The sequence below is a fragment of the Shewanella sp. BJSY2023SW001 genome (assembly GCF_047314685.1).
Lineage (GTDB): Bacteria > Pseudomonadota > Gammaproteobacteria > Enterobacterales > Shewanellaceae > Shewanella > Shewanella indica.
In genome coordinates, this window is sequence record NZ_JBKORF010000010.1 from 59,322 (window position 1) to 73,697 (window position 14,376).

Annotated in this window: 14 protein-coding genes and 2 tRNA genes; 1 reads left to right on the forward strand and 15 read right to left on the reverse strand. The window is 50.9% G+C overall.

From position 1 onward, the window contains the following. Positions 1-39 precede the first annotated feature (39 nt). The 12 genes from ACMHXH_RS01675 to ACMHXH_RS01730 form a co-directional block, all read right to left on the reverse strand. Positions 40-735: a cytochrome c1 gene (locus ACMHXH_RS01675; RefSeq protein WP_039035518.1), complete on the reverse strand. Its 696-nt coding sequence runs from the start codon at positions 733-735 to the stop codon at positions 40-42. Next, positions 732-1,949, reverse strand: a complete 1,218-nt coding sequence (locus tag ACMHXH_RS01680) for a cytochrome b (protein ID WP_025011323.1) — start codon at positions 1,947-1,949, stop codon at positions 732-734. Before ACMHXH_RS01680 ends, ACMHXH_RS01675 begins: the two co-directional genes overlap by 4 nt. After that, the gene (petA, locus tag ACMHXH_RS01685) at positions 1,949-2,539 is read right to left on the reverse strand and encodes a ubiquinol-cytochrome c reductase iron-sulfur subunit (RefSeq protein ID WP_039035517.1); all 591 of its coding nucleotides are present in this window, start codon (positions 2,537-2,539) and stop codon (positions 1,949-1,951) included. The genes ACMHXH_RS01680 and petA overlap by 1 nt, the downstream gene beginning before the upstream one ends. A gap of 378 nt (positions 2,540-2,917) precedes the next feature. Further along, on the reverse strand, positions 2,918-3,841 hold the full coding sequence (gene hflC / locus ACMHXH_RS01690; RefSeq protein WP_039035516.1) for a protease modulator HflC: 924 nt from the start codon (positions 3,839-3,841) through the stop codon (positions 2,918-2,920). Between the two features lie 3 nt (positions 3,842-3,844). Then, on the reverse strand, positions 3,845-4,984 hold the full coding sequence (hflK, locus tag ACMHXH_RS01695; protein WP_039035515.1) for an FtsH protease activity modulator HflK: 1,140 nt from the start codon (positions 4,982-4,984) through the stop codon (positions 3,845-3,847). Positions 4,985-5,019: 35 nt separating this feature from the next. Beyond that, positions 5,020-6,327, reverse strand: coding sequence for a ribosome rescue GTPase HflX (hflX, locus tag ACMHXH_RS01700; RefSeq protein ID WP_039035514.1), 1,308 nt, complete (start codon positions 6,325-6,327; stop codon positions 5,020-5,022). Positions 6,328-6,347: 20 nt separating this feature from the next. After that, entirely contained in the window at positions 6,348-6,623 is a 276-nt protein-coding gene (gene hfq / locus ACMHXH_RS01705) for an RNA chaperone Hfq (protein ID WP_039035513.1), read from the reverse strand. A gap of 86 nt (positions 6,624-6,709) precedes the next feature. Continuing rightward, the gene (gene miaA / locus ACMHXH_RS01710; RefSeq protein WP_083399818.1) at positions 6,710-7,636 is read right to left on the reverse strand and encodes a tRNA (adenosine(37)-N6)-dimethylallyltransferase MiaA; all 927 of its coding nucleotides are present in this window, start codon (positions 7,634-7,636) and stop codon (positions 6,710-6,712) included. Next, positions 7,629-9,491: a DNA mismatch repair endonuclease MutL gene (mutL, locus tag ACMHXH_RS01715; RefSeq protein WP_335912357.1), complete on the reverse strand. Its 1,863-nt coding sequence runs from the start codon at positions 9,489-9,491 to the stop codon at positions 7,629-7,631. Before mutL ends, miaA begins: the two co-directional genes overlap by 8 nt. A 7-nt stretch (positions 9,492-9,498) precedes the next feature. Next, complete coding sequence (locus ACMHXH_RS01720; RefSeq protein ID WP_319618970.1) at positions 9,499-10,824, reverse strand: N-acetylmuramoyl-L-alanine amidase; 1,326 nt, start codon at positions 10,822-10,824, stop codon at positions 9,499-9,501. Then, entirely contained in the window at positions 10,811-11,293 is a 483-nt protein-coding gene (gene tsaE / locus ACMHXH_RS01725) for a tRNA (adenosine(37)-N6)-threonylcarbamoyltransferase complex ATPase subunit type 1 TsaE (RefSeq protein WP_039035509.1), read from the reverse strand. The genes ACMHXH_RS01720 and tsaE overlap by 14 nt, the downstream gene beginning before the upstream one ends. 38 nt (positions 11,294-11,331) lie before the next feature. After that, positions 11,332-12,816 (reverse strand): bifunctional ADP-dependent NAD(P)H-hydrate dehydratase/NAD(P)H-hydrate epimerase, encoded by a 1,485-nt coding sequence (locus tag ACMHXH_RS01730; RefSeq protein ID WP_039035508.1) that lies wholly within the window; start codon positions 12,814-12,816, stop codon positions 11,332-11,334. Positions 12,817-12,928: 112 nt separating this feature from the next. On the opposite strand from ACMHXH_RS01730, the gene ACMHXH_RS01735 reads away from it, so the two are divergent. After that, positions 12,929-13,105, forward strand: coding sequence for a hypothetical protein (locus ACMHXH_RS01735; protein ID WP_160289583.1), 177 nt, complete (start codon positions 12,929-12,931; stop codon positions 13,103-13,105). Positions 13,106-13,238: 133 nt separating this feature from the next. Here ACMHXH_RS01735 and ACMHXH_RS01740 read toward each other — a convergent pair whose 3' ends face one another. The 3 genes from ACMHXH_RS01740 to ACMHXH_RS01750 all read right to left on the reverse strand — a co-directional run bounded on the left by ACMHXH_RS01740 (position 13,239) and on the right by ACMHXH_RS01750 (position 14,170). Then, positions 13,239-13,694: a hypothetical protein gene (locus ACMHXH_RS01740; RefSeq protein WP_039035507.1), complete on the reverse strand. Its 456-nt coding sequence runs from the start codon at positions 13,692-13,694 to the stop codon at positions 13,239-13,241. A gap of 198 nt (positions 13,695-13,892) precedes the next feature. Next, a tRNA-Gly gene (locus ACMHXH_RS01745) sits at positions 13,893-13,968 on the reverse strand. Between the two features lie 126 nt (positions 13,969-14,094). Further along, positions 14,095-14,170: transfer RNA gene (locus tag ACMHXH_RS01750), tRNA-Gly, on the reverse strand. Positions 14,171-14,376 lie beyond the last annotated feature (206 nt).

Sequence of the window (14,376 nt, forward strand, 5' to 3'; positions counted from 1 at the left end):
TACATTATGCGGATAATATATTCTACCCCTTTCTAAGGGTTAGTGTACATCCTTCCAATATTCTTTCTTGAGCAGGTATGCGATCACGAAGAATATAAACAGAAAGCCGAGTACCCACTTACCCAGGTTTTCGCGCTCCAATTTAACCGGTTCAGCCGAGTAAACCAGAAAACCGGTAAGGTCGCGAACCACCTGATCGTACTCTTCCGCAGACAGGCTGCCACCGCTGACGGTGATGCTGCCATCTTCCTGCTTAACCGGCATACCTTGCAGGCCTTCCAGCACATGCGGCATACCGACTGACGGGAACACTGTGTTGTTCACGCCGAAAGGACGACTTGGGTCTTTGTAGAACCCTTTAAGATAGGAATATACCCAATCTTCACCACGGACACGGGCTACCAGAGTCAGATCCGGTGGCGCGGCACCGAACCACTTGGCCGCATCTTTGGTTTCAATCGAGTTTTCCATCAGTTCGCCGATCTTGGCATCTGTGTGGATCAGCTTGCGCATCTCGTCGACAGGGATATCCAGATCTTCAGCAACACGCTGATAGCGCTGATACTGAGTGCTGTGACAACCGGCACAGTTGTCTTGAAACAGCTCTACACCACGGCGCAGCGACTCTTTATCTGTCAGATCAATATTGGCATCTTCCAGGTGCACATTGTGACCACTGGCGGCAGACACCATACCAGGCACAAAGGCAACCAAAGCAATCAATAACTTTTTCATTTGAATGTCACCCTTTCTGGTACTGGCTTGGTCTTTTCACTCTTGCTGTAGATGAACAGCAGCAGGAAGAAACCGAAGTAAGTGAAAGTAAAGATTCGGGCAACAATGGTCAGCGTTGGTGTCGCAGGTACCGCCCCCAGGTAACCCAGGACGATAAAGGACACAGCAAACTGAGCAATGTTCAGCTTGTGAATCATGCTACGGTAGCGAACCGACTTAACCTTACAGCGATCCAGCCATGGCAGCACAAAGAGTACGGCAATCGCCAGACCCATCATAACCACACCACCCAGCTTATCCGGTACGGCCCGCAAAATGGCGTAGAACGGAGTGAAGTACCATACAGGCGCAATATGCTCAGGCGTCTTCATTGGGTTAGCGGCTTCAAAGTTAGGCTTCTCGAGGAAGTAACCACCACCTTCAGGCATAAAGAACAGTACGTAACAGAAGACAATCAGGAAGCCGGCAACGCCCATGATATCTTTTACAGTGAAGTAAGGATGGAATGGGATGCCATCGACAGGCCAACCATTTTCATCTTTATTCTTTTTGATTTCGATACCGTCAGGGTTGTTGGAACCCACTTCATGCAGAGCAATCAGGTGCAGGAATACCAGTACGACAAGTACCAGAGGCAACGCAATAACGTGCAGAGCGAAGAAGCGGTTCAGGGTTGCACCTGAGATCACATAGTCACCACGGATCCACAGGGTCAAGTCATCACCGATAACCGGAATAGCACCGAACAGTGAGATAATTACCTGAGCGCCCCAGTAGGACATCTGGCCCCATGGCAGCAGATAACCCATAAAGGCTTCGGCCATCAGTACCAGGAAGATCAACATACCAAACAGCCACAGCAGTTCACGAGGCTTTTGGTAAGAGCCGTAGAGCAGGCCACGGAACATGTGCAGGTAAACCACCACAAAGAAGGCCGAAGCCCCGGTGGAGTGCATGTAACGCAGCAACCAGCCGTACTCGACATCACGCATGATGTATTCGATAGAAGCAAATGCGCCTTCAGCGGTAGGCACATAGTTCATGGTCAGCCAGATACCGGTCAACAGCTGGTTTACCAGAACCAAAAGTGCCAGAGAGCCGAAGAAATACCAGAAGTTAAAATTCTTGGGGGTAGCGTACTGACCAACATGGCGGTTATAAGTTGCCGTCATAGGGATACGCGCATCGATCCAGTCAATTATATTCTTAACCATTATGCAGCTCCCTGGTCTACGCCGATGAGCACGTTACCATCATCAATATATTGATGTGGAGGAATCACCAGGTTCAGCGGAGCAGGTACGCCCTGGAAGACGCGACCGGCCATATCGAACTTGGAACCGTGACATGGACAGAAGAAACCTGAAGTCACACCTTCAACCTGCTCTGCAAAAGAGTCTGGCAGGTAAGTAGGTGAACAACCCAGGTGAGTACAAATACCTACGGCAATAAAGTACTCAGGCTTAATCGAACGTACGCCATTTTGGGCGTAATCAGGCTGCTGTAGTTCGTCAGAAGCAGGATCCCGCAATCTGTCATCGTGGGTTGGGAGCTCGTTAAGAACTTCCTCGGTACGGCGGACAATCCATACGGGTTTGCCACGCCATTCCACACGGATCAGCTGACCTGGCTCTAGCTTACTGATATTTACTTCTACCGGTGCACCTGCAGCTTTCGCTTTGGCACTCGGATTCCATGACTTTATAAAGGGAACCGCTACAGCGACGGCACCAGCACCGCCCACTACGGCGGTTGCAGCTGTCAGGAATCTGCGACGTCCGGTATCGACTGGCGCATTGCTCATCCACTTATCTCCCAGAGGGTGTTGGAATTTTTGTTTTTCAAGACTTTAGGCCTCTTAGTTCTCACTAAAGGGAAAAGCCGAATTTTGAGGCGGGGCTCATTATAGCGAAAAATTAGAAGCAGATCATAGTCAAAAGACATAAGTTGGTTAAGGAGATTACAGTTTTTTAGCTGTCCGGGTTAAAAAAACAGCGGATTTAAGCGGCTAAACACCAGCATCTCGAGAGTAATTCAATTAAAGATGAATTATAACCAGTTGATTATTAACAACATATATTTGCTTTACACACTAATACCAATAATTCTGTGACTTTCACATCAAGCTAAGAAAAAGATAAAAAAAGACCCGGAACCAGTCCGGGTCTTTCGAGCAACACTGTTACTTGCCTTTTTGCTTCATGTATTTGAAGAATTCGCTGTCCGGCTCCAGCACCATAATGTCTGATTTACCGGCAAAACTGGCCTTATAGGCTTCCAGGCTACGCAGGAAACTGAAGAACTCAGGATCCTTGGTATAGGCATCGGCGTATATCTTGGCGGCAATGGCATCACCTTCACCGCGAATGTTCTCCGCTTCACGACGAGCATTAGCCAGAGTCACCACCACGTTGGCGTCGGTCATGGCGCGAATTCTCTCGGCCGCTTCCTTACCTTCAGCTCTGTGTTTCTTGGCTACCGCCTGACGTTCGGCACGCATCCGTTGGAAAATACTGTGGCTGACGTTGGATGGCAGGTTGATCTGTTTAACCCTGACATCGACCACTTCAATACCCAGACCTTCAGCGCTCTTGGCGGCATTTTCCAGGGTGATGCGCATCAAGTCATCACGGCTGCTGCTCTCGGCCAAGTTTGTGCTGCCTTCGCTGGTACCGGAAACAATCTGTTTGATGGTCAGTTTACCGAACTCGGTACGCAGGTCACTGTTGATCTTGCGCTGCAGCAACGACTCTGCTTTGGACTTGTTGCCACCTTCTGTTGCCAGATAGTATTTTTCAAAGTCCTTGATACGCCATTTGACATAAGAATCCACCATCAGGTCTTTCTTCTCAGAGGTCACAAAGCGGTCGGCTGCACCATCCAGGGTCTGGATACGGGCATCCATATAACGGACTTTGTCAATCAACGGAATCTTGACATTCAGACCCGGGCCATAGACTCGGGGCACCATCTTACCGTCAACATTGTCTTTCAATACTTCACCAAAGCGGGAAACTATGGCGCGCTCCCCTTCGTTGACTACCATCAGTGAAGACACACCAACAATCGCCAGCAGGGCAATAATAATGAGTACAAATCTGCTCATGGTTTACTCCCTCCCCTGACGGATACGCTCTTCGCGGGTCATACGTCCGTTGAAGCTGCTGTTATTGGTGTTTCTTTGGCTGCTGACGGAATCCACATGCTGCTCGGGTTCCTGCTCCGCTTTAGGTTTAGGCTTGTTGTCCTGAGACATCAGCTTATCCAGCGGCAGATACATCAGGTTGCCGTTATTTTTGGCATCTATCAGTACCTTGTTGGTATCGCTGAATACCTGCTGCATTGCATCGATATAGAGACGATCTCGAGTCACCTCAGGGGCCAGCTTATACTCAGGCAGCAGCTTGTTGAACTTGGCTACAGCACCTTCTGCATCCTGAACAACACGCTCTTTATAAGCGCGGGCATCCTGACTGATACGTTCTACCTGACCACGGGCCTTGGGTTCGATTTCCAACTGATAAGCTTCGGCCTGACGGATATAGGTGTGCTCATCTTCCTGTGCTGAAATCGCATCATCAAAGGCATCTTTTACTTCTTCCGGCGGTCTGGCCGGCAGGAAGTTAACGTCTTCAATCTGCAATCCCAGATTGTAAGGTGCAATGATACGTTCAATCTCTGCGCGGGTGTCGTCACGTACCTTGGCACGCCCGGTTGTCAAAATATCATTCATCTTTGAATGACCTATGACATAACGCAGCGCACTGTCAGTGGCTTCACGCAGGCTCGAGTTAGCATCAACGGCACTGAACAGATACTGGTAGGCATCTTTCACCTTGTACTGCACATCAAGCTCGACCACGACCATATTTTCATCGGCTGTCAGCATGCTGCCGGACGCCGGAATAGAGCGCACCGATGCGACATCTACCGGTAAAACCGTATCGATAAAGGTGGCTTTCCAGTGTAGGCCAGGACCAACTTCGCCGACATGTTCACCGAAACGCAGCACAACGCCCTGCTCCGCTTCCTTGATAGTGTAGAAACCGGAAAAACCCCATACCGCCAGGGCAATACCTGCAACTATGGCCAGAGTCCCCATGCTGAAGCCTGAACCACCGTTACCCTTGCCGCCAAAGCGTTTGGCCAAATTGCGAAATACATCGTCCAGATCTGGTGGCCCTTTGTCATTGCCACCTTTGTTTCCCCAAGGATCATTACCCTTGTTACCGGGCTCGTTCCAAGCCATTTAACTCTCCATAAGTGGATGAATAAACGAGATTATTAACAAACTACTTTATCAATCTCGGGTTCGAGGATAAAGGTTTCCAACTCACCTTGACTCTGCTTAACCAGCCGGTGCCAGTCCGGCTGTGGTAAACGAACAGACAAGATACAGTTCCCCAGGTCGTCATACTCTTTCTGCTGTATCGCATCCAGTCGATAAAACTGGCCAAGATAATGCCCGGCTGTTGCCGGTATTCTCAAGCTAAGCTCAACTATGGTAGCAGCAGTCAGCTGATCCACCGCCTGCTTGAGAAGATCCAGTCCCAACCCTTGCTGCGCCGAGATCCATACTCTGTATGGTCGGCCTTCAGGATCGAAATCTATTTTGGGGCCTATCTCTTCCAACAGATCTATCTTGTTACAGACCAGAAGCTGTGGAATGTCATCGGCCTCAATCTCTTTGAGTACTTCTTGCACCTGCTCAAAGTTGTCATTCATATTGTCGTCAGCGCAATCCACCACATGCAGCAGGAGATCGGCCTGGCGGGTTTCCTGTAATGTCGCCTTAAACGCCGCTACCAGTTCATGGGGCAAATGACGAATAAACCCCACAGTATCGGCTAAAAAGACGGCGCCGTTGTCCAACTCCAGCTTACGCAGCGTCGGATCCAGGGTCGCAAACAACTGATCGGCGGCATACACCTCAGATGTTGTCAACGCATTGAATAATGTGGACTTACCTGCGTTGGTATAACCAACCAGTGACACAGTAGCCAGGTCGCTTCGCTTCCTGGCACGACGGCTTTGTTCCCGCTGTTTGTCCACTTTCTCCAAACGGCGATTGATGGACTTAATCCGCCCCCGCAGCAATCGCCGGTCAGTTTCCAGCTGGGTTTCCCCGGGGCCGCGCAAACCTATCCCGCCCTTTTGGCGTTCAAGGTGAGTCCAGCCCCGCACCAGGCGAGTCGACATGTGGCGCAACTGCGCTAGCTCCACCTGCAACTTGCCCTCATGGGTACGGGCCCGCTGAGCAAAGATATCGAGGATAAGCGTGGTTCTATCCAACACCCGGCATTGGCACAGAATTTCAAGATTTCTTTCCTGTGCAGGACTCAATGCGTGGTTGAAAATCACCACATTTGCCTCGGTTGCAGCTACCAAAGCTGCCAGTTCTTCCGCCTTTCCTGTCCCCAAGAAAAACTTGCGGTCAGGCGCCCGGCGGCTTCCTGTTATCACCCCTACCGAACGCGCCCCGGCCGACTCGACCAAGAGTTGCAATTCAACAAGGTCTTCCCGACTGTCTTCATCGGAAAAGTCGATATGAACAAGTACTGCAGTTTCTCCCGCCTCATAGCGATCAAACAAGAAGTGAACTCCTTAACTTATTACTGTTCGCTGCTATCATCATGCTGCGAGTTGTAGTTCTGCTGACCACCGCCCTGATGATTGCTCACATTAAATGGACGAGAAGGCACAACAGTTGAAATGGCATGCTTATATACCATCTGGCTAACCGTGTTTTTCAGCAAGATAACGAACTGGTCAAAAGATTCCACCTGTCCCTGCAACTTGATACCGTTGACCAGGTAGATAGAAACAGGAACGCGCTCACGGCGTAGTGCGTTCAGGAATGGGTCTTGTAAAGATTGCCCCTTAGCCATGTTTTTATTTCCTTTTTTTAATTTATATAGTACTAACAAAAAGCTTTCTTGTTCGGTTTGAGTATTATACAGCAAGGGCTATTAAGCTAGCGGCAGTAACGCATAAGCTGAACTAAATTCCCTTGCGCCCCACTCTCCAGCCAATTCAACTCCGGCCATCCTCGCAACCATGTTAATTGACGCTTTGCCAATTGCCTAGTAGCAGCGACGGCTTTTTCGACCATAGTATCATGGTCAAATTCACCCTCCAGATATTGCCAACACTGGCGATATCCAACACAGCGCATCGAGGGCATATCCAGGTGTAGATCGCCCCTTTGCTTCAGCTTGGCCACTTCATCGGTGAATCCAGCCTGCAGCATCTGCATAAATCTTGTCTCTATCAACCCATGCAGCGTTTTACGCTCCTGTGGCGCAATGGCAAACTGCACCACATCATAGGGAAGCTCAGGCGATTTAGCCTGAGTCAATTCGGTCAAACTCTTACCGCTGATACGATACACCTCCAGTGCGCGTCCAAGACGTTGTGGGTCATTGGGGTGAATGCGTGCGGCCGAAACCGGGTCAATCCGCGCCAATTCCTGATGCAGCACTTGCCAGCCCAGTTGCTCGGCTTCTTGCTGTATCTGGACCCTTATCGCCTCATCGGCACTGGGAAGTGGCGATAAGCCTTGCAATAATGCTTTAAAATACAACATGGTACCACCCACCAAAAGCGGGGTTTTTCCCATATTGACGATCTGCTCAATTTCCTGCAGACAATCGCTGCGAAAATCAGCAGCTGAATAGCTTTCGCTGGGATCACGGATATCTATCAGCCTATGCGGCCCGCGAGCCAACTCTTCCACGCTGGGTTTGGCGGTACCTATATCCATTCCCCGATAGATAAGTGCCGAATCTACCGAGATGATCTCGCAGTTATGATGTTCGGCGAGTTCCAGCGCCAACGCTGTTTTTCCTGAGGCGGTCGGCCCCATCAATGTCAGCACTCTTGGCTGTTTCGCCTTACTCACTGCCTTCTTCTTCCAACCATTGCTGCCAAGGCAATACCTTAGCCAGCTGTAAAATTTCTTGCCGAGCTTGCTCGTCCAATGCAGAGATCCCCTGCCATATCAATGGTGCCGAAACAAAGCTACTCAAGCTGCTCTGTGCCAGCCAATTGGCCAAGGCCGCTTCCTGGGGCTGCTCGAACCTGAGCCATTGCAGCAGTTCAGGGATCAAGCTAGCCAGCTGCGTGTCCCTCAGATATGGGGGCACTTTTTTGATTATCAACTGTGAATGACGAATACTGAGATCCAGCCCCAATTGTCTCAGCAGAGTCTCCCTTTCCTCCAGCAATGCCGGCCATTCCGGATCGGCATCAACAGCGACCGGCATCAACAATGGCTGACCGGTCAATCCGGTAGGAAAGCGGGCGACAATCTCATTATATCTCAATCGCTTGGCAGCAGCTTTCACCTTTAGCAGTTTAAGCTGCTCATTCTCGACCAACACCCAGTGCTCGCCATCCAGCAGAGGCGGCATCACGGCCACATTTGCTTCAGGACTGGTTTCATTAACCACGCCAGGCGTCGCCAACAAGGCGCCATAACTACTGATGGCCGACCTGGAGGGGGCTGCGGCTCCCTGACGGGGACCGGCACCAGAATATGAACCCGATGCCTTACCGCTTAAAGGAGCTCTATCGCCATATTGGCTTTGATATCCAGCGCTGCCGCCGCTTGAATCAGGCTCACGAAAACGCGGCTCGGCACGGCTGCCATCTATCATCCCACCTTGGTTGAAGCTTGTAGCAGCGGCGTCTGAACCTACATCAATGGGCGCAGCATAATCTGTTTGGCTTAAATGCGGATTAACGTCATCGACCGGCAGTTGCTGTGCTTGCTGCAGAGCAGAGCTCAAAGCCTGCAGGATATAATCGTGCACATATCTGGCCTGATGGAAACGCACCTCATGCTTAGCAGGGTGCACATTGACATCTACCTGATGGGGATCCAGCTCCAGCATCAACACATAACCGGGCTGTTCCAACTCGGCCAAACCGGCAAAGGCCTGCCTGACTGCATGGTTCACCAAACGGTCTCTGACCAAACGGCCATTGACATAAAAATAGTGAGTATCACAAGGCTCAACTTGCCAGGGTGACTGCAGGTAGCCACTGAGGCGCATGTCGTCATGCTGACATTCCACCCTCAACGCTTGCTCGGCAAACGGACGACCACAGACCTGAGCCAACCTTTGCAGATATTGGGCTTCATTGTCCGCCGGACGATAGTTGCGCACCTGTTTGCCATTGTGTTTCAGCGTCAGGTGAATTTCCGGCCTAGCCAAAGCAATCCTTTTCAGCCACTCATCAATATGGGTGAACTCTGTCTTGTCACTCTTGAGGAAACGTCTGCGCGCCGGAGTATTGAAGAAGAGATCCACCACTTCAATACTGGTGCCCACGGGATGGGCCGCAGGCAGTATCTTGACCCCCATATCAGCACCTTCGGCATAGGCGAGCCAGGCCTCGGATTGTTCGGCCGTGCGGGATGTCAGGGTCAGGCGGGAAACCGAACTGATACTGGCCAGCGCCTCACCTCTAAAACCAAAGCTGAGAATGGCTTCGAGATCATCCAGTGTATGCACCTTGGAAGTGGCATGACGGGACAGCGCCAGTGCCAGTTCATCCTTGGTGATACCAGCGCCGTTGTCCTGAATTCGAATAAGCTTGGCACCGCCCTTATCGATTTCAATATCGACCCGGGTTGCACCGGCATCCAGGCTGTTTTCCACCAGCTCCTTAACGACGGAGGCCGGCCTCTCTACCACTTCGCCCGCCGCAATCTGGTTAGCCAGTTGTGGGGGTAATATCTGAATTGCCATCTCTTCCTCAGGCTCTGGGGATAACCAGTTGCTGACCTATACGCACTACATCCGATTTCAAGTTATTGGCTTTCTTGATATCGGCCACCGACACCTCATAACGATTGGCGATTACCGACAGAGATTCGCCTCTAACAACCTTGTGTTTAATAGCGCCCTGCTTGGCCAGCATGGTTCCGGCCGGCGGATTGGCTTCAAAATACTTGAGTACACCTTTATGAATCGCCTTGGCCAGTTTGTCCTGATGGTTGGCATTACTGAGCAACCTCTCTTCTTGAGGGTTGGAGATAAAACCTGTTTCCACCAGAATGGACGGGATATCCGGCGATTTGAGCACCGCCAGACTCGCCGACTCGGGCTTGTGCTTGTGCAGTTTGGTCACCTTGCCCAAACCAGAAAGAATATCGCTGGCCACAGTGTGACTCATCGCCATGGATCTATCCATCGACATATCCAGCAAGGTCATCGCCAGATACTGTTCATTATCGGTATTTTGAATAATCTCACCGGCACCGCCGAGCAGCTCTGAATGTTTCTCTTTCTGCTCCAGCCAACGGCCGATCTCGGTATTGGCCCGCCGCATGGAGAGCACCCACACTGAGGCGCCTCTGGGCTGAGGTGAAGTAAAGGCATCGGCGTGGATAGAGATCAGCAAATCGGCCTTACTCTGACGCGCCAGTTCCGAGCGACGGTTCAGGTTAACAAAATAGTCGCCGGTACGGATCATCACGGCTTTAAGTCCGGGAGTCGCATTAATTCTCTTTTCCACTCGTTTGGCAATCGCCAATGACACCTTCTTCTCGTACAGACCGGAAGGCCCGATGGAACCTGGATCATCACCACCATGGCCGGCATCGATAGCGATAATCACATCCCGCACCGCTTCAGTGGCTGTCGGGGTCACCCTGGCTTTGGCCGAAGTGCTCTTGTCATCAAGGTCCACCACCAAACGATTGCCGTATGGTGCGGTTGGAGGCAGAGAGAACAGATTAGCCTTGGCAGCCCGTTTGAGATCTATGACTAGCCGCAGTGTGCCTTTCTCCGGCGGCTGGCTCAAACGCACCTTTTTGACCAAGGGGCTGTTGTTTTCAACTTTTTCCAGCTTGACGCCATTGGTGCTCTTTTTCAGATCCACCACAAGTCTGTCAGGGTTGCTCAGCGTGAAATAGCTATAGTCAGGCGCCTGACTTAAGTCAAAAACTACCCGAGTCGACTCGGGCGCCGCCCAAATACGCACTCCGTCGAGTTTATTGGCCGCCCAAGTCGGCGCCGCCATTACCCAACAGATAATAAAAAAAGTCAGTTTAAATAAGATGTTATTAGTCTTTACCATTGCTTGTTATTTTTCTTAATAGCACCTTACCCTTGTCGGAATCGGCTTGCAGAGAAATTTCACGACCAGTATTAGCATATTTGATATGCAGATGTATATCGGCAGCGGGCAAGCATCCCATCCCCTGTTCCGGCCATTCAATAATGCAAAGGCTGCGCTCGTTGAAGTAATCCCGGATCCCCATAAACTCCAGTTCTTCGGGGTCGCTGAGTCGATAAAGGTCAAAATGATATACTTCGATTCCTTCAAGCTCATAAGGTTCCACGAGTGTATAGGTCGGACTCTTAACTGCACCTTGATGACCCAAGGCCTGAATTAAGCCACGACTGAAAGTCGTTTTGCCGGCACCAAGTTCTCCGGTCAGATAAATGGTCAACGGCGCACTAATCAAGGCCGCCAATTGCCGCCCTAAGGCGACAGTTTGAGTCTCATCTGCCAATTGCAGAGTCAAGCTGTGTTCGATAGTCATTTAAGTGTGGATCCACGCCTTACATTGGCCCGTTAAGCTTACAAGTCAGTGTTTACCAGATGGCGGATCCAGGGCATAAGATCGCTGGCAAGCATGCCTCTCTCCCCGTCACGGGCAGCAAGGTCGGCTGCGCCGCCGTGAACTATCACCCCTGCCACAGTCGCGCGGGTGTTGTCCAGTCCCTGAGCCATCAGCGCGCCGATTATACCAGATAACACGTCGCCGCACCCACCGCTGGCGAGCCCGGGATTTCCCACTGGGGCAACAAACAGCTGTTTACCATCATAAATGAGAGTACCCGCGCCCTTGAGCAGTACCACACCGCCATATTGAGCCTGCAGCTTTCTAACCGCTGCAAACCTGTCGGCTTCGATATCAGCAATATCCGTTGCCAGCAACCTGGCGGCTTCCCCCGGATGAGGTGTCAAAACCCGATTGTCCTGGGAGCGTTTCTCCTGGCTCAAGAGATTGAGTGCATCGGCATCCAGCACGCAGGGCTTATCGCTAAGACTGACCGCCTTGAACAGATTATATCCCCAGTCGGCGCGGCCAAGCCCAGGCCCCAACACCAGTACCTGTGCCCAGCCAAGGCGCAGATAAACCTCCATATCCACCAGTTCACAGCCCCAGAACATCAGTTCCGGCCTGTTGGCATTGACCGTAAGTTGATGCTCCGGCCGGCTCACCACAGTCACCAAACCGGCACCGGCCCTGAGACAGGCTTCACCCGCCAGCCTGACGGCCCCTCCCATACCATAATCGCCGCCTATGACAGTAACCTTGCCCGACTTGCCCTTGTGACTGTCCCTTGGGCGGGCATCGAAAAGCCCCTTGAGGTACTCAGTGCCGACTCTGACCACGTCCGAAGGCGGCAGATAATCACTTAGTCCCAAGTCAACAAAATGCAGCTCGCCGCAGCAGTGCCTGGCTCTGCCGGTCAGCAGCCCTTGCTTAAGGGCCGCAAAGCAGAGTGTCTGCTCGGCTTCGACTGCCGCCCCAAGAGCTGCGCCGGTATCTGCATCTATACCGGAAGGCAAATCCAGACTCAGCACCTTGGCCCTTGCCGTATTTATCTGGGCTATCATGCCGGCGGCTTCCGGCCGGACATCCCCCTTGAGACCGGTTCCCAACAAGCCGTCCACTATCCAATCATATTCGGCAGCGGTTACCTCTGATACCTGAGCCACCTCCGGCACGGATTGCTGCAACTTATTCCAGGCTTGCTCCCACTCAGTGCTGGGCTGACTGGCGGGAAAGATAAACAGACTGGCATTGAAACCCGAGTTCAATAACCAGCGCAAACAAACCAAGGCATCGGCGCCATTGTTTCCCTGCCCGGCAATGACCAGCACCCGGCTGCCTGGGGTCAACTTGACAGCCAATGCCTCAAAGGCGGCTTTCCCGGCCCGCTCAACCAACTCATAGAGACTGCCCTGCCCGGCCGCCACCCAGTCCAACTCGGCCTGGCGCACGGCCTTGGCGCTATACAGCTGACGGGGCATATCTGACAAATCCTGGGCCATATCGATTCTCCTATCTCCTGACTGACAGATACTGATGACTTGTTAACTCGAAAAAAACCACTCGTTCACTAAACTTATGCTGTGGCAAAGGATGCCGGAAGGAAGCACAGGAATGATGCTACTGACACTGCTTATTTTAATACTCTGCGTATTACTGCTGAGATTACCCTTTAACTGGGTATTTCCCTGGTTTTGGCTCCTGGCTCTCTGTGCCTTATTGGTCGCCGTCGGCATCTTTCGGGCGCTGACGCTACCGATAAAAAATCAGCATAAAGACTGTGATGATTGATAATCACACTAGCAGTAAAGTCAGTGAGTATTTATGACTTGAATCAGAACAAGTTGATAAAAATGAAAAAGCCCGGTCTGGGCCGGGCAGAACTAACGGCAGACCCAAGCAGATCCGCCAAGTCTGGGAGAAGTTAAATATCGTCCATACGTATAGTACTGTGCACCAGTCGTTGCTGCTGGATCTTCTCGACCCGCACCAAGTCTTCCAATGCCCCTTTCACCTCGGCCGAAGCCGACGAACCGGCAGTTTTTTCCAGTAAGGCAATCAAGCGGTTTTCCAGATCCAGATGCAGATTCAGCACATCATCTTCTGTCATATTGGCCGCCAGCATGGTATCGCGGCAACGCTTGCCGAAGTCCTCAAACACAATGTCTTTGTACCAGGTGTCGAGGATCTTGTTTGGCGCATCATCGATATAGTTTTCAAGAGTTTCAGCAATATGTTTCTGATGCTGTTCAAAATATTCTAGCATTAGTTTGACCCTGGATGAGTCGGCCTGAGTGTGTAATCTATGATAGAGCTGAGCCATATCAAGACGACATTTCGCTATAAATTCAAGGAGTTCACGTAACTGTTGAATACGCATCTGCCTATCTCCATTCTTCTGCCGTCAACGGCACAATTCAATTCGGTATGGAGACATTATGGAAGTAAAAAAGGTGGGAATATTTGAACAAGGTCATAAATCAGTGCTTACAAATGTCGCTACATTAGACAAAACGCAAGAAACCTGCGGCAGATCACGAAAAGCACTTTTTAAGGATTTTGAGGGGGAAATAAAGATTGGAGCGACATATCGGGTTCGAACCGATGACCTGTACCTTGGCAAGGTACCGCTCTACCAACTGAGCTAATGTCGCATCACTTATCTGCTTCATCATCTAAATTGACAATCAACAAAGGTACCGACCTTCTGTTTTATCAACTGAGCTAATGTCGCATTGCAATAATGCATCCACATTTAAAGACANTGGGCGTCTGGAATTTGGAGCGACATATCGGGTTCGAACCGATGACCTGTACCTTGGCAAGGTACCGCTCTACCAACTGAGCTAATGTCGCATCACTTGTCTGCTTCATCATCCGAGTTGACAATCAACAAAGGTACCGACCTTCTGTTTTATCAACTGAGCTAATGTCGCATCACTTATCTGCTTCATCATCCGAGTTGATAATCAACAAAGGTACCGACCTTCTGTTTTATCAACTGAGCTAATGTCGCATTGCAATAATGCATCCACATTTAAAGACATTGGGCGTCTGGAATT

What these genes read in the sequence shown, in the direction of transcription:
- ACMHXH_RS01675 (WP_039035518.1), bottom strand. Translation starts at nt 735, where the DNA reads ATGAAAAAGTTATTGATTGCTTTGGTTGCCTTTGTGCCTGGTATGGTG.
- ACMHXH_RS01680 (WP_025011323.1), bottom strand. Translation starts at nt 1,949, where the DNA reads ATGGTTAAGAATATAATTGACTGGATCGATGCGCGTATCCCTATGACG.
- petA (WP_039035517.1), bottom strand. Translation starts at nt 2,539, where the DNA reads ATGAGCAATGCGCCAGTCGATACCGGACGTCGCAGATTCCTGACAGCT.
- hflC (WP_039035516.1), bottom strand. Translation starts at nt 3,841, where the DNA reads ATGAGCAGATTTGTACTCATTATTATTGCCCTGCTGGCGATTGTTGGT.
- hflK (WP_039035515.1), bottom strand. Translation starts at nt 4,984, where the DNA reads ATGGCTTGGAACGAGCCCGGTAACAAGGGTAATGATCCTTGGGGAAAC.
- hfq (WP_039035513.1), bottom strand. Translation starts at nt 6,623, where the DNA reads ATGGCTAAGGGGCAATCTTTACAAGACCCATTCCTGAACGCACTACGC.
- mutL (WP_335912357.1), bottom strand. Translation starts at nt 9,491, where the DNA reads ATGGCAATTCAGATATTACCCCCACAACTGGCTAACCAGATTGCGGCG.
- ACMHXH_RS01720 (WP_319618970.1), bottom strand. Translation starts at nt 10,824, where the DNA reads ATGGTAAAGACTAATAACATCTTATTTAAACTGACTTTTTTTATTATC.
- tsaE (WP_039035509.1), bottom strand. Translation starts at nt 11,293, where the DNA reads ATGACTATCGAACACAGCTTGACTCTGCAATTGGCAGATGAGACTCAA.
- ACMHXH_RS01730 (WP_039035508.1), bottom strand. Translation starts at nt 12,816, where the DNA reads ATGGCCCAGGATTTGTCAGATATGCCCCGTCAGCTGTATAGCGCCAAG.
- ACMHXH_RS01735 (WP_160289583.1), top strand. Translation starts at nt 12,929, where the DNA reads ATGATGCTACTGACACTGCTTATTTTAATACTCTGCGTATTACTGCTG.
- ACMHXH_RS01740 (WP_039035507.1), bottom strand. Translation starts at nt 13,694, where the DNA reads ATGCGTATTCAACAGTTACGTGAACTCCTTGAATTTATAGCGAAATGT.